Below are 15,258 nucleotides of genomic sequence, written 5' to 3'. Positions count from 1 at the left end.
CTATTTTATCACTGTTGGGACAGCCACTTTTAACTTTATATAGTCGTTGATGATAATTATAAATAGGCTTTTTGTAATAATGTTGTAAAGTCCTTCACATTCCTAGGCGCCGAGACTCCCTGACGGCTAGCTTCAGGCAATGCTTCCCACAAATCTAGCAGCATGGGCCTATCAAGACCAAGATGATTGATAGCCTTGCTATCTTTGAATATTTCATCTGGCGTGCCTTCCATGACGCATTGTCCTTGATCCATCACGAGAATCCAATCAGCCCATGAGTAGGCAAGGTTCATGTCATGGGTAGCCATGACTAACGTGATTCCGCGACTATGTATACGGTTAAGTTCCTCTACAAGCTGTTGTTCCGATATGCGATCCAGATAGGCCGTTGGTTCATCCAGAAGTAGCAGCTTTGGTTCAAGCACAAGCACACCGGCTAGGGCTACTCGCTTCTTTTGACCGAGACTCAAGTGGTGAATGGGTGTATGTGCTAAGTGTTCGAGTCCCATGGTGCGTAATATAGCTTCTGCTCGGCGAGTAATCTCTGGCTCAGGAATAGCAGCATTCCGCAGACCGTAAGTGACATCCTCATAAGGAGTATTCAGAATAAGCTGCTGTTCCGGATCTTGAAAGACAAGTCCAACGTCTTGACGTAATTGTTTAAGTTCTTTGCGAGTGTAAGTCAAAGGTTCGTTCTTCCATAAAACTTGGCCAGATGAAGGTGAATGAATGCCAATAGCTTGAAGAAATAAAGTCGATTTGCCAGAACCGTTATGACCGCAAATGGCCGTTTTTTTCCCCTCGGGGATGCGGAGATTTAATTTGTTTAAAGCCTCGGTCTGTGAAGCGGGATAGCTGAAACTCACTTCTAAGGTTTCTAAAATCGTGCTCATCGGATACTCCTCCAATTCCAGCGCAGCCACATTTCGAGCAGCAGTAAGAGCGTGATTCCTACATAACTTTCCAATTTATAACGAAAAGGTACAGGATTAGCTCGGTAGGGGGCCATGTGAATGTCATCCGTAAAGCCTCGGGAGACAAGGCCATTTGACAATGATTTATACCGCTGCATCGTTTTGATAAACATTTGAACAATAATAATGGCTGTATCCTTCAATCTGTTTTGGAAACCGGTCTGACCGCCTCTTGATTGCTGAGCTACATACATGTTATTGGCAATTTCAAATAGGATGAACAGAAACCGATACATAATAAGCATAATTTCCAGAACAAGCTTGGGAACACGAACTTTTTGTAAGACTTGCAGCATTTCGGAAAAAGGAGTACTGAACATAATAAAGGACACGCAGCTTAGGCTCGCTATAATACGAACGAATAATTTGCCAATTAGCAAAAGACCTGTTGAAGTAACGGACAACTTCCAGTCGATAAATGTAAAGGCCGCCACCTCATGGATATCAGGCAAGGCTTCTTGCAAAGGGCGGATCTCTACGACTAGTGCGGGTACACTACCTACAAAAAATAGGCATGCAGCACCGATGACAGTTACATAATATTTGATTGGAACACGAGCATAGCCTACCGTCCATAGGGCCATCCAAAAGGCTATAACTACCTGAACCGCTGGGTGCGTTAGATAAGAAAACAGCAGCATGGTAACTGCAAAACCGCACTTCCACATCGGTGATAGGGGTCGTAAGGCATTTTTATAGGAGAGAGAATCGATCAATTTCATCATTGGTTTTTGGATTTAGACGCTTTCCCTTTGAAAAAACCAAAGGCAAACCCGATGAAGCCAGCTCCGATGGCGGCTTGTAAGGCGAATAGCATACTTTCCGTCTCAGCTGGGAGCTCAAATAAAGAAGAGAACCATGGCGTATAGGAAGGTTGAATACTCTGAATTAATTGTTCAGCGGCGTTATCAGCTCCACCAAATTCACCTTGTACGAAAATAAGGGGCAAGACTGCCAATAATACAACGGCAATCAGCATGAGGGTATTTGCGGTTCGAGTTTTCATAGTTCAGAAGCTCCTTTCATTTTTCGTTGTAGAATAGATAGTTCTTTAGGACTGTAAGATTGTAACCAATTCCATATTAAGACGGTTAAAATGCCTTCACTAATGGCAAGAGGGATTTGCGTAATGGCAAAAATGCCTCCGAATTTCAAGAAGGATGCTATAAATCCACCTTGTTCAGCTGGGAATGCAAGAGCTAATTGAACAGAAGTAACAATGTATGTGGATAAGTCGGCGAGAGCAGCCGCCAGAAATATTGACCATTTTTGTTTGCCGGTTGTTTTCATCATGGACTTATATATGAAGTAACCAATTACTGGACCGGAGAGGGCCATGGAGAAAGCATTTGCCCCGAGTGTTGTAAGTCCCCCATGAGCAAGTAAAACCGCTTGAAACAACAATACAATCGATCCTAGGACGCTCATAGGGAGCGGTCCGAACATTACAGCTCCTAAACCTGTACCGGTTGGGTGAGAGCTGCTTCCGGTTACAGAAGGGATCTTCAATGCCGACAGTACGAAGGTGAATGCACCAGCAAGGCCGAGCATAATTTTGAGCTCTGGATGTTCTTTCGTAATTTTGATAAGTGCTCGGACACCTAGAAAGAAGAACGGAAGGAAGGCTGCCCACCAAAATATTGCCCAACCTACGGGGAGAAATCCTTCCATAATGTGCATGCCGTAGACGGTTTGCGGTTCATTAATGAATAGATAGAGGGCTAACCCTATAACCACTAGTAAGAAGCTAGTGACCTTGGTGACCTTTGTCTTTCGTGTTTTTGATTGCATGTTTTTTTAATTCCTCCTAATTAAAGTTTGAGTAACGAACAAAAAAGACCAATCCTGATGGATTGGCCGTGGGTACGTACGAATAAACGACAAATATAAGCTAGATGTCGAGAGACTTGACGTACACCGCTCCTTTCCGCGAAGGTTTCTGGGTGCATAAATGAAGGTAGGTCTCCTGGCTCTCGGATCATCGTTTCTTTCAGCCTTCCCTGAATATGCATCAAGTGACATGATAGAAAGAAACTCCCCGAATACAGTGGCGGGACCGCTCGGGATTTGCACCCGATTCCCTGTTACCCCTTGCTTGCTACACAAGGGCACCTCATTTATTCGAAAAAATATGTAATTGAAAAGAGTATAACACAATATGAAAGATTCGTAGCATAGAGAATTTATTATTTTAAGAAATGCGATAAACAAAAAAAGACCGCGATTTCTCGCGGTCTTTCCACATGCTTGACGTCCCAGGAGGGATTCGAACCCCCGACCGCACGCTTAGAAGGCGTGTGCTCTATCCAGCTGAGCTACTGAGACATAAACCTCTTCTTACCTGGCGGAATGAATGAATCCGTTTAGCGAAGCGAGAGTTAATATATCATATCGTTTTATAGGAAGTCAACCCTCGATTCATAATTATTTTGCAATCACTCTGACAATCAAGTAAACTGTCACCAGCGAGACCATGATTTCTGAGGTGATCATCATAACGGACCCATCCATCAATAACTTAATTCTTTTTCCGAAAACAGAGCAATATTACGAAGAGGAGCTGACTCGGTTTCTAAAAACAGAGCAGTATAGTGATGCGCTCCAATTGCTAACCTTTCTACTTCAATTTCCGACAGTAGACCATCACAAAACCGAACAATGGGAAGCTCTGAGGAATTGGCTGTATACCATGTATCCGGAAACCATGTTCCCTATGACGTCTCCATTGGAAGATGATCCAGAAGAAGAAACGGATCTATTACGGCAGTACATACAAGATAAGACGGCAGATGATGACGCCTTTGCGCTTAAACTTCTGAATATGCTAAAAGACGGTACGTTGGAGCAGCAAGTCAATGCCCTTGAACAATTGGCGTTCATCGATCAATCAGACGTAAGCCAACGTGTAAAGGAGTGGCTTTGTGAGAAGCCGCGGCACCCTCACATTCAGTTCAAAGCTTTGCAGGCGCTTAAACAGATGGGTGAGCGAGGATTTATCGAGTTCCCTAAGAATGGGGAAAAGATCCTTGTCGAGATCGAAGAGACACCGATGAGCCCGGAGGATTTTCCATCACGCATTCGTGATATGATTCGCAGAGTCGGGGACATTAGTGAAATAAGCCAACCTGATTTTGTTTATTTTGCCAAGCAGACTTGGCAGGAATTTCTAGCCTATGCCTATGGGACATCGATCTATACGGATTTACAGAATGCGGAAGAAGGCGCTGTTGATGTGTGGGCATCTGCCCTTCATGCTATTCTTCAAGAGAAATTGTTTGGCTCGGTGAATCGTGAAGAATTGCTAGATAATTACGGGATTGTTGACTCCATGAAGCTTCAGTGGAAGCGGGCTAACCTTGTGCTGCAAGCGTTTGTGAAGCAGTTTAATCCGGACCCATCATAAGGTAAGAAAGGCTGCCTTGAAATGAAAATCTTATATGGTATAATAGAATGGTTGTAATGAGCGTAACGTGAAAATATGTCATCGTACATTTTTGGAGGGGAAAGCATAAAATGAAAGCAAGTTGGGAAAAAATAGAGAAGAACGTAGGCGTTCTTGAAGTGGAAGTTGGCGCAGAGCGCGTCGCAGATGCTTTGGATAAAGCATTTAAAAAGGTATCCGCGAAAGTAAATGTTCCAGGTTTCCGTAAAGGGAAAGTACCTCGTTCTATCTTTGAAGCTAAATTTGGTGTAGAAAGCTTGTATCAAGATGCTTTAGATATCATTTTGCCAGAAGTTTATGTGGAAGCGATTGAAGAGGTTAAAATCGAGCCTGTCGATCGTCCTGAAGTAGACGTTGAGCAATTCGGCAAAGGACAAGTACTGAAGTTCAAAGCTAAAGTAACTGTTAAGCCTGAAGTAACACTTGGCGAATACAAAGGTATCGAAGTTGAAGCAGTAAGCGCAGAAGTTACAGATGAAGAATTGAATGAAGAGCTTACTCGTTTGCAACAGCGTCATGCTGAATTGGTTGTTCTTGAAGAAGGACAAGCAGCAAATGGTGACGTCGTTGTCCTTGATTTCGAAGGATTCGTTGATGGAGAAGCATTCGAAGGCGGTAAAGCGGAGAAATACTCCCTTGAGCTTGGTTCCAACTCCTTCATTCCAGGTTTCGAAGAGCAACTCGTAGGTCTTGGTAAAGGTGAAGAGAAAGAAGTTAACGTTAGCTTCCCTGAAAACTACCACTCCGAAGATTTGAAAGGCAAAGCGGCTGTGTTTAAAGTGTTGATTCACGACATTAAACGCAAAAACTTGCCAGAGCTTGATGATGAATTTGCTAAAGATGTGAGCGAGTACGATACACTTGTAGAGTACAAAGAAGAACTGAAAAAACGTCTTCAAGAGCGCAAAGAAAAAGATTCAGAGGCTGCTCTGGAAACAGCTGTTGTTGAAAAAGCTGCAGCTAACGCTGAAGTTGAAATTCCAGCTTCCATGGTAGAAGCAGAGCTAGATGTTATGGTGAAGGAATTCGAAAGACGTCTTCGCTCCCAAGGCATGACGCTTGAGATCTACTTCCAGTTCTCCGGTCAAAACGAGAGCGTGCTGAAAGAACAAATGAGAGAAGATGCTGACAAGCGTGTTCGTAACAACCTTGTTCTTGAAGCCATCGCAGCTGCAGAAAAAATCACAGTTTCCGATGAAGAAGTTGACACGGAACTTGAGAAATATGCACAATCCTACCAAAAAACAACGGCAGAACTTCGTGAGCTGTTTGCTTCTAACGGCAGCCTAGAAGGTCTGAGCAACGATCTTGTGATTAGAAAAACGGTTGACTTCTTGCTTGAAAATAGCAAGCATGTTTCCGCAGCAGTATAAATAAGGTAAGTAAAGGCACGTACGTAAGCAACGTGCCTTTCTTTTACCCTATTTTAGCCCCAAAACTGCCCAAGACCATAAGAAATACCCTCATACATAGCAGTTCTCTGAAAAAATGACTTTGCTGTTCAAACGTGTTAAACTGTATCTGAATCTCAATTGAGAGAACTTGGCTATTGCCGCAAAAGGAGTTGGTACAATGAGTCTTATTCCTATGGTTGTTGAACAAGAGGCTCGTGGGGAACGTTCTTACGATATCTACTCGCGTTTATTAAAGGACCGCATTATCTTCATTGGGAGCGCTATTGATGACGATGTGGCTAATTTGGTCATTGCCCAGCTGCTCTTTTTATCAGCTCAGGACCCCGATAAGGATATCCACTTATATATCAATTCACCAGGTGGATCTGTAACAGCTGGAATGGGTATCTTCGATACCATGCAGTTTATTAAGCCAGATGTATCAACGATTTGTGTAGGTATGGCTGCAAGTATGGGTTCTCTGCTATTAACCGCAGGTGCCAAAGGTAAGCGATACGCGCTGCCGAATGCAGAAGTAATGATTCACCAACCGCTCGGCGGTGTTAGAGGTCAAGCAACCGATATCAAAATCCATGCGGATTGGATTATCAAGACCAAGCATAAACTCAACCAGATTTACGTGGACCGAACGGGACAGCCGCTTGAAAAGATCGAAAGAGACACCGACCGAGATAACTTTATGAGCGCTGATGAAGCGAAGGCATACGGGTTAATCGACGAGGTTATCACTCGAAACGACTTGAAATAAAGGAGTGATCCCATGTTTAAATTTAACGATGAAAAAGGCCAACTCAAATGTTCCTTTTGTGGAAAATCCCAAGACCAAGTTCGCAAACTTGTTGCAGGTCCGGGAGTTTACATTTGTGATGAATGTATAGAGCTTTGCACGGAGATTGTGGAAGAAGAATTAGGGCATGAAGAAGAGCTTGATCTCAAAGATGTCCCGAAACCAAAAGAAATTCGCAATATTTTGGATCAGTACGTGATCGGCCAGGATCAAGCGAAAAAATCGCTGGCTGTAGCGGTATATAACCACTATAAGCGTATTAATTCGCAAAACAAATTGGAAGATGTTGAGCTTCAAAAAAGTAACATCGTGCTTCTAGGACCTACAGGAAGCGGTAAAACGTTGCTAGCGCAAACGCTTGCCAAAATTCTGAATGTTCCTTTTGCTATCGCGGATGCCACTTCATTAACAGAAGCTGGTTATGTGGGCGAAGACGTTGAGAATATTTTGCTCAAACTGATTCAAGCTGCAGATTATGATGTAGAAAAAGCCGAACGCGGCATTATCTATATTGACGAGATCGATAAAGTGGCACGTAAATCCGAGAACCCGTCCATAACTAGAGACGTTTCCGGTGAAGGTGTTCAACAAGCTTTACTCAAAATTCTTGAAGGTACGGTTGCCTCTGTTCCTCCTCAAGGTGGACGTAAGCATCCGCATCAAGAATTCATTCAAATTGATACAACCAACATTCTGTTTATTTGCGGCGGGGCTTTTGACGGGCTTGAGCAAATTATCAAACGCAGAATCGGTAAAAAAGTAATTGGCTTTAGCACAGATGGGGCTAAAGTTGATTTGAAACCAGGCGAGTACTTATCCATGGTGCTTCCGGAAGATCTCTTACGATTCGGTTTAATCCCGGAATTCGTTGGTCGTTTACCGGTCATCTCTACACTAGAGCCGCTGGATGAACCAGCTCTTGTGCGAATTCTTTCGGAGCCTAAAAATGCGCTCGTGAAGCAATACCAGAAGATGCTCGAGATGGATAACGTTTCACTCGAATTTGACGCAGAGGCACTTGATGCCATTGCTAAAGAAGCAATCAAACGTAATACTGGCGCGCGCGGTCTGAGAGCTATCATTGAAAGCATTATGCTGGATGTGATGTTCGAAGTCCCTTCGAGAACAGACGTCACGACATGTGTGGTATCTAAGGAAACGGTTCAAAACAAGATCACTCCTGTTTTGACGACCAAAGATGGCGCTCAGGCGACTGCTAAGAAGAAAGAAGAAAGTGCGTAACCCATAATTTCACAAATTACACACAGCCTCCAATCCGATCCCTTGTTAATGGGATTGGAGCGGAGGATGTTTGGTGTCATGGGGAGAGAAACCATAATGTTCCATAGAAAAGATACGCGAGCCGTTCGTGTAGGCGATTTGACGATCGGTGGCAGTAATGAAGTCATCATGCAAAGTATGTGTACAACGAAGACAGCGGATGTCAAGGCAACAGTAGCAGAAATCCTTCGTTTGGAAGAAGCAGGCTGCCAAATCGTTCGTGTTACTGTTAACAACAAGGAAGCCGCTGAAGCAATCAAAGAAATCAAAAAACAAATTCATATTCCACTCGTTGCGGATATTCATTTTGACCATCGCTTAGCGCTTGCTGCTATTGAGAATGGCATCGATAAAGTGCGTATCAATCCAGGTAATATCGGCCGCCGCGAGAAGGTAGAAGCGGTTGTTAAAGCTTGTAAGGAACGTGGCATTCCAATTCGTATAGGGGTCAATGCTGGCTCACTAGAGAACCATCTTCTTGAAAAGTATGGATACCCAACGCCTGAGGCTATGGTAGAAAGTGCCTTGTTCCACATTAACATTCTAGAAGAGCTTGATTTCCATGATATTATCGTTTCACTCAAAGCTTCCGATGTTCCTATGGCGATTGCAGCTTATTCGCAAGCGGCTAAAGCATTCAACTACCCACTTCACCTCGGGATTACAGAGGCTGGAACGCTCTTTACAGGGGCTGTGAAGAGTGCGGCAGGTATTGGAACGCTGCTCAATATGGGACTTGGTAACACACTTCGTATTTCACTTAGCGCGGACCCAGTAGAAGAGATAAAAGTAGCTCGCGAGCTGCTCAAAACATTTGGCTTGATTACCAATGCTGCAACTCTTGTATCCTGTCCTACTTGTGGTCGCTTGGATATCGATTTGTTCTCAATCGCTAACGAGGTCGAGGATTATATTGCAAAGATCAAAGTGCCGATTAAGGTATCTGTGCTTGGCTGTGCGGTAAATGGTCCAGGGGAAGCACGTGAAGCAGACATCGGTATTGCAGGAGCTCGTGGTGAAGGCATGCTTTTCCGTTATGGAGAAATGATCCGTAAGGTTCCTGAAGCAGAACTGCTCAATGAGTTGAAGAAAGAAATTGATATCATCGTAGACTCTTATGAAAAAACTGGTGTTATTCCAGGACGTAAGCACTAATAGCATAAATGTCAAAGAAGAAGCCGTTAAAGGTGCCTCGGGTGAGGTGCTTTTAACGGTTTTTTGTTTATACCTTTCACGCATATTTGTTGCTCAAGAGAAGCATAATGAGTAAAACTGGAAAGCTTGTTCATTTGAAGTAAGTTTTTCTAACGATTACATGCAAACAAGGAGATGCTATGAATTTGCTAAGCAAGTATAGGACTGCTCGTCACATTACCCTTACGGTAATCGTAGGGATTTTTTTGCTTCTTTTACCCATGCATACAGGTGCCTCGAATGTGCCAATGCCTTCACAGCCTACAGCTGAGATGAAGGCGAAGAAGGTGGCTATTGTCATTGATGACTTTGGCAATAATATGGACGGCACCAAAGAGATGATGAATCTCCCCATCCCTTTCACTGTCGCTGTCATGCCATTCCTGCCCTCTTCCAAACAAGATGCTCAATTAGCACACGATAAGGGGCATGAAGTCATTCTACACCTACCTATGGAGCCTGTGAGGGGTAAGAAGAGCTGGTTAGGTCCAGGAGCCATTACTACTGACTTATCGAATGAAGAGATTCACAAACGAATCGTAGCAGCAATCGAAGATATTCCCTATGTAATAGGAATTAATAATCATATGGGATCCAAGGCTACTGCGGATGAGAGAGTGATGAAAATTCTCGTTGAAATTTGCAAAGAGAGAAATCTCATTTTATTAGATAGCCGTACGACTCCAAAAAGCCTAATCGGCAAATTGGCGGGGCAAAGTGGAGTTCCATATTCAGAGAATCAACTTTTCTTCGATGATCTTTACACATACAGTCACATCAGTAAGCAAATGGTGAAGTTTAAGAAATTAATCCATCAACGAGACTTGGTCATCGCGATCGGACATGTGGGTCCACCAGGGAAAAAAACAGCCCAAGTCATCAAAGAGGCTATTCCGATCATTCAAAAGGAAGCTACCTTTGTTCCGATTTCGCAAACAATGAAGCTAAATGCTAATTAGGATGAATCATGGCAAAGTATTGATCTATCGCTTGAGAAATGGCTTTTGCTAGCTTGGCTTGATGATGAGAATCATTCAGCAGCTTGCGGTCTGTTTTATTGGAAATAAACCCTAATTCAACGATAACTGCTGGGCACTTCGTGTGCCTGAGCACATAATACTTTTTACCGAGAACAGGCTTTTCTTCCATACCATATACACGATTCAGGGATTCCTGCAAAAGTTGAGCAAGCAAAATGCTATCCGATTGATTTTGATAAATAACAAGTGGTCCTCTTCGATCCGATTTGCGGGACCAATTAATATGCATGCTTAGCATCATTTTTGGCTTAATGGTGTTGGCGAGTCCGGAACGCTGCGCTAAATCCTTGCGGTGTCTTCCACCGAACGACCACTTGTTATCTTCACTTAATGCGTAGTCTTCCGTTCGGTTGATAATGACGCGATAACCCTTTTTCTTAAGGAGTTTGTATGTTTTTTTGGATATGGCAAGGTTCATATCTTTTTCTTGATATTTACCGTGTAAAGCACCGCTATCAATGCCCCCATGCCCTACGTCGATAATGATATCGGCATTAGGCAGCAAGGGATCATTAGCCAAAGCATACGCATCTGATGTTTTACAAAGACAAAGGAAAAGTACCAGAATCATTAAGCTTTGCTTCAATCGAACCACGTCCTTTTGCAAGAATATCTACTCTTATCCTTCTTCTGTAAGGGGGCTATCATACATCACGCAAAAGTTTGCATGAATTGGATTAACCTTCTTTTACACGGGAATAATGGAAGTTATGACAAAAAAGCTGAGCTGTTTGATGAAGCTAGCCAAAATTATTGCTTACGATGGCAGTTTTGCCAAAGCAAAGCTCAGCAATGCTTACGACGACAGTTTTCTAACGAAAACTCTTAGGAGGTTATGACAAATGAGTTTAAGTATTATTCTTATGGTAATTCAAGTTTTCTTTGCCGTTGTGATTGGGTTGTATTTCTGGAATTTGCTGCGTAATCAACAGACGAATCGGTCTGCTGTCGATAGAGAGTCCAGGAAAGAATTGGAGAAATTAAGAAAACTGAGATCCATTTCGTTAACAAAACCGCTTTCAGAGAAAACAAGGCCGTCTTCCATGCAGGATATCGTTGGCCAGATTGAAGGCTTGAAAGCCCTAAAAGCTGCGCTATGCGGTCCCAATCCGCAGCATGTCATTATTTATGGTCCGCCTGGTGTTGGTAAAACGGCTGCGGCTCGTGTCGTTTTAGAAGAAGCTAAGAAAAATCAGGAGTCACCCTTCCGTCCGGATTCCAAATTTACAGAAATCGATGCTACGACAGCACGCTTTGACGAAAGAGGAATTGCCGATCCGTTAATCGGTTCAGTTCATGATCCTATTTATCAAGGTGCTGGTGCAATGGGGGTTGCGGGGATTCCACAGCCTAAACCAGGTGCTGTAACAAAAGCGCATGGCGGGATTCTATTTATCGATGAGATCGGTGAATTACACCCCACACAAATGAACAAATTATTAAAAGTGCTGGAAGATCGCAAAGTATTTCTAGAGAGTGCGTACTATAGCTCTGAGGATACGAATATTCCAGGCTATATTCATGATATATTTCAAAATGGCCTTCCTGCTGATTTCCGTTTAGTAGGGGCTACAACACGTACACCTAGCGAGATTCCTCCAGCTATCCGTTCCCGCTGCTTGGAAATTTATTTCCGTCCTCTTTTACCGGGTGAGGTGGGGGAAATTGCTCGAAAGGCCCTTGATAAGATTGGCTTCAAGAAATGTGAAGCTGCTGTTCAAGTTGTAACGAAATATGCAACCAACGGCAGAGAGGCTGTGAACGTGATTCAGCTAGCCGCGGGTATTGCCTTAACGGATAAGCGAGATGAGATTACCGCAGCTGACATTGAGTGGGTTGTCAATTCATCGCAAATTCCACCTAGACCAGAGCGAAAAATACCAGCACAACCGCAAATTGGATTCGTCAATGGTTTAGCTGTGTATGGTCCAAATTTGGGTACACTACTTGAGATCGAAGTGACCGCGATACCAATTGCCGTTGCAGGTACTGGGAAATTTAATATTACGGGTGTTGTAGATGAAGAGGAAATGGGAGGAGGCTCCCGAACCATTCGCAGAAAGAGTATGGCGCGCGGATCGGTGGAAAATGTGCTGACAGTTCTTCGCAAACTTGGATTTAATACATCAGATTATGATCTGCATATTAATTTCCCAGGCGGAGTGCCTATCGATGGACCTTCTGCAGGCATTTCCATGGCGACAGCTATTGCATCTGCGATACATAAAATACCTGTGGATAATAAATTGGCAATGACGGGGGAAATGAGTATTCATGGTAAAGTTAAACCCGTTGGCGGCGTTGTAGCAAAGGTTGAAGCTGCATTCCAAGCGGGAGCTACCAAAGTCATTATCCCTAAAGAAAACTGGCAAGAAATGTTCGCTAATTTGCCGGGGGTAGAGGTGCTTGCCGCTGACTCGATCGAGGAAGTGCTGGAAGTTGCATTAGGCTTAGAGCTTCATGATAATGTGATTCACTTGCCTTTTGCTTCGGAAAGGACGATTCCGGCATCGTCTTTACCCATTTTACATGCTAATTCACAACATACAATTGACTCTTAAATCAGAGTAGAGGTAACCTTACATGATGCGTCAGAGTGCCAGTTGGTGTTTTGTTTGCAGTTTTGATAAAATGTAAAGGGCAACGATGGGTACAGAAATAAATAACTTTAAAAGATCCAAAGCGGAGAGACTTCGAACTCCGTTCGAAGATCCATAAAGCGGAGAGACTTTGAACTCCGTTCGAAGATCCATATATTAGGAGGTGCAGAGGATGGGACCCGGAAAAATCAAGGTGCGCAGATTGCCGCTATTGCCTCTTAGGGGACTGCTGGTTTATCCGAGCATGGTTCTACATCTGGATGTAGGGCGAGAAAAGTCGGTTAAAGCACTCGAGCGGGCAATGGTGGATGACAGCATGATTCTCCTCTGCTCTCAATCAGAGATCAACATAGAAGAACCTGCCAAAGAGGATATTTATCGCATCGGGACAATTGCTAAGGTAAGGCAAATGCTGAAACTACCGAATGGAACCATTCGTGTCTTAGTAGAAGGCGTATTGCGTGCTGAGATTGTTGAATACCTTGTGAATGATGAATATTATGAAGTCACGGCTAAGGAGTTACCGGAGCAAGAAATCACCGATTCTGAGATCGATGCGCTCATGCGAAGTGTACTAAGCCAATTCGAGCATTACATTAATTTGTCGAAAAAGGTTACACCAGAAACGCTTGCTGCTGTATCGGACATTGATGAACCAGGCCGTTTAGCAGATGTCATATGCAGCCATTTATCGCTCAAAATTAAGGATAAACAAGAGATTCTGGAGACCGTAGATGTGCGTGAGCGTCTCGAGAAAATGCTCAATATCTTGAACAATGAGCGAGAAGTGCTTGAACTTGAACGTAAAATTAGTCAACGTGTTAAGAAACAAATGGAAAAAACGCAGAAGGAGTACTACCTTCGCGAACAGATGAAAGCCATCCAGAAGGAACTTGGCGATAAGGAAGGCCGCGCAGGTGAAGTAGATGACCTACGCAACCAGTTGACGGAAGCCGAATTGCCAGATAAAGTGCGCGAGAAGGTTGAGAAGGAAATCGACCGTCTAGAGAAGATGCCAGCAACCTCTGCCGAGGGAGGCGTCATCCGCAACTATATTGATTGGCTGCTAGGACTGCCTTGGTCCAAAAACACGGACGATGACTTGGATTTGGATAAGGCCGAGGAAATCTTGAACGAGGATCATTTCGGCCTTGATAAACCAAAGGAGCGGGTACTTGAGTATCTAGCGGTACAGAAGCTTGTTAAGAAGCTGAAAGGACCTATCCTTTGTTTAGTTGGTCCTCCGGGCGTTGGTAAAACCTCCATTGCTCGTTCGATTGCTAGATCTATGGGAAGACAGTTCATTCGAATCTCGCTTGGCGGGGTCAGAGATGAAGCTGAGATTCGCGGTCATCGCCGTACGTATGTTGGGGCTATGCCGGGACGGATTATCCAGGGGATGAAGAACGCTGGTACGAATAATCCTGTTTTCTTGCTAGACGAAATTGATAAAATGGCAATGGATTTCCGCGGCGATCCGGCTTCGGCATTACTTGAAGTTCTTGATCCCGAGCAGAATAGCACTTTTAGTGATCATTTCATTGAAGTTCCGTTTGACTTGTCCAATGTCATGTTCGTGACAACGGCGAATGCTGTTCACAATATTCCTCGCCCTCTGTTAGATCGGATGGAGGTTCTCTACATTCCTGGCTACACAGAGATTGAGAAGCTTCAAATTGCGAAAAAGTATTTGCTGCCTAAACAGAAGCGTGACCATGGTTTAGAAGAAGACCAACTTGTTGTAGATGAAGATGCTTTAATGAAAATCGTTCGTGAATATACACGTGAGGCGGGCGTTCGTAATTTAGAGCAGCAGGTCGCAGGTATGAATCGTAAAGCGGCTAAAAAGATCGTATCTGACCCAACTACTCCGGTACATGTAACGGAAGAAAACTTGAAGGACTATCTAGGACCGAGCAAGTTCCGCTATAATGTAGCAGAAGAGAAAGATCAAATAGGTGCTGTGACAGGCCTTGCTTGGACAGAAGTTGGCGGGGATACCTTAGTTATTGAGGTCACCGTTATGCCTGGAACAGGCAAATTGACTTTGACAGGTAAACTCGGTGATGTGATGAAGGAATCTGCTCAAGCTGCTTTCAGTTATACACGCACGAGGGCTGATGTGTTCGGCATTGCACCTGACTTTCATGAGAAGAACGATATCCATATTCACATCCCGGAAGGCGCCATTCCAAAGGATGGTCCGTCCGCAGGAATTACGATGGCAACGGCATTGATTTCAGCATTGACGAATATTCCTGTTTCTCGTGTGGTTGCTATGACAGGTGAAATTACATTGCGCGGCCGAGTACTTCCAATCGGAGGACTCAAAGAAAAGGCGCTCGCTGCACATCGAGCTGGTATCCGTACCATCCTGCTGCCTCAGGATAATGAGAAAGACATCATCGAAATTCCAGAAAGTGTCCGCGCCGAGATGACCTTCATTCCAGTCAGCCATATGGATCAAGTGCTTGAACATGCACTTGTCAAAAATAAGCCTCCCGTGCAAGTCGGATAACGATAGA

Annotated in this window: 13 protein-coding genes, 1 tRNA gene and 1 riboswitch; of the genes, 8 read left to right on the top strand and 6 right to left on the bottom strand. The window is 43.9% G+C overall.

What is annotated here, in order from left to right:
- Positions 1–56: 56 nt before the first annotated feature.
- The 5 genes from GC098_RS18955 to GC098_RS18935 form a co-directional block, all read right to left on the bottom strand.
- Positions 57–893 carry an energy-coupling factor ABC transporter ATP-binding protein gene (locus tag GC098_RS18955; RefSeq protein ID WP_171644820.1) on the bottom strand — a complete coding sequence of 279 codons (837 nt, stop codon included), beginning with the start codon at positions 891–893 and terminating at the stop codon, positions 57–59.
- A complete protein-coding gene (cbiQ, locus tag GC098_RS18950) occupies positions 890–1,699 on the bottom strand; it encodes a cobalt ECF transporter T component CbiQ (protein WP_171644819.1) in 810 nt (269 codons plus the stop codon). Before cbiQ ends, GC098_RS18955 begins: the two co-directional genes overlap by 4 nt.
- Positions 1,696–1,980 carry an energy-coupling factor ABC transporter substrate-binding protein gene (locus tag GC098_RS18945; RefSeq protein WP_171644818.1) on the bottom strand — a complete coding sequence of 95 codons (285 nt, stop codon included), beginning with the start codon at positions 1,978–1,980 and terminating at the stop codon, positions 1,696–1,698. Before GC098_RS18945 ends, cbiQ begins: the two co-directional genes overlap by 4 nt.
- Positions 1,977–2,765 (bottom strand): energy-coupling factor ABC transporter permease, encoded by a 789-nt coding sequence (locus GC098_RS18940; RefSeq protein WP_171644817.1) that lies wholly within the window; start codon positions 2,763–2,765, stop codon positions 1,977–1,979. Before GC098_RS18940 ends, GC098_RS18945 begins: the two co-directional genes overlap by 4 nt.
- Before the next feature lie 147 nt (positions 2,766–2,912).
- Positions 2,913–3,105: riboswitch (cobalamin riboswitch) on the bottom strand.
- A gap of 120 nt (positions 3,106–3,225) precedes the next feature.
- Positions 3,226–3,299, bottom strand: a tRNA-Arg gene (locus GC098_RS18935).
- Between the two features lie 160 nt (positions 3,300–3,459).
- Here GC098_RS18935 and GC098_RS18930 point away from each other — a divergent pair.
- The 6 genes from GC098_RS18930 (at position 3,460) to GC098_RS18905 (ending at position 10,052) form a co-directional block, all read left to right on the top strand.
- A complete protein-coding gene (locus GC098_RS18930; protein WP_171644816.1) occupies positions 3,460–4,377 on the top strand; it encodes a hypothetical protein in 918 nt (305 codons plus the stop codon).
- A 110-nt stretch (positions 4,378–4,487) separates the two neighbouring features.
- Positions 4,488–5,789 (top strand): trigger factor, encoded by a 1,302-nt coding sequence (gene tig, locus GC098_RS18925; protein ID WP_171644815.1) that lies wholly within the window; start codon positions 4,488–4,490, stop codon positions 5,787–5,789.
- 199 nt (positions 5,790–5,988) lie between these two features.
- On the top strand, positions 5,989–6,579 hold the full coding sequence (gene clpP / locus GC098_RS18920; RefSeq protein WP_171644814.1) for an ATP-dependent Clp endopeptidase proteolytic subunit ClpP: 591 nt from the start codon (positions 5,989–5,991) through the stop codon (positions 6,577–6,579).
- Positions 6,580–6,591: 12 nt separating this feature from the next.
- On the top strand, positions 6,592–7,860 hold the full coding sequence (gene clpX / locus GC098_RS18915) for an ATP-dependent protease ATP-binding subunit ClpX (protein WP_171644813.1): 1,269 nt from the start codon (positions 6,592–6,594) through the stop codon (positions 7,858–7,860).
- Positions 7,861–7,956: 96 nt separating this feature from the next.
- Positions 7,957–9,054 (top strand): flavodoxin-dependent (E)-4-hydroxy-3-methylbut-2-enyl-diphosphate synthase, encoded by a 1,098-nt coding sequence (gene ispG, locus GC098_RS18910; protein ID WP_171644812.1) that lies wholly within the window; start codon positions 7,957–7,959, stop codon positions 9,052–9,054.
- A gap of 179 nt (positions 9,055–9,233) precedes the next feature.
- Complete coding sequence (locus tag GC098_RS18905; RefSeq protein ID WP_171644811.1) at positions 9,234–10,052, top strand: divergent polysaccharide deacetylase family protein; 819 nt, start codon at positions 9,234–9,236, stop codon at positions 10,050–10,052.
- Here the strand turns inward: GC098_RS18905 and GC098_RS18900 are convergent.
- Positions 10,045–10,719: an N-acetylmuramoyl-L-alanine amidase family protein gene (locus GC098_RS18900; RefSeq protein WP_171644810.1), complete on the bottom strand. Its 675-nt coding sequence runs from the start codon at positions 10,717–10,719 to the stop codon at positions 10,045–10,047. The two genes, GC098_RS18905 and GC098_RS18900, sit on opposite strands and share 8 nt — an antisense overlap.
- 256 nt (positions 10,720–10,975) lie before the next feature.
- Between GC098_RS18900 and lonB the strand changes: the two genes are divergently transcribed.
- Both lonB and lon read left to right on the top strand, forming a co-directional pair.
- Positions 10,976–12,694, top strand: a complete 1,719-nt coding sequence (gene lonB / locus GC098_RS18895; RefSeq protein WP_171644809.1) for an ATP-dependent protease LonB — start codon at positions 10,976–10,978, stop codon at positions 12,692–12,694.
- A gap of 211 nt (positions 12,695–12,905) precedes the next feature.
- Entirely contained in the window at positions 12,906–15,251 is a 2,346-nt protein-coding gene (gene lon, locus GC098_RS18890) for an endopeptidase La (protein WP_171644808.1), read from the top strand.
- The last annotated feature ends 7 nt before the right edge of the window (positions 15,252–15,258 follow it).

The organism is Paenibacillus phytorum (assembly GCF_013141715.1).
Classification (GTDB): domain Bacteria; phylum Bacillota; class Bacilli; order Paenibacillales; family NBRC-103111; genus Paenibacillus_E; species Paenibacillus_E phytorum.
This window is presented reverse-complemented; position numbering and strand designations above follow the sequence as displayed.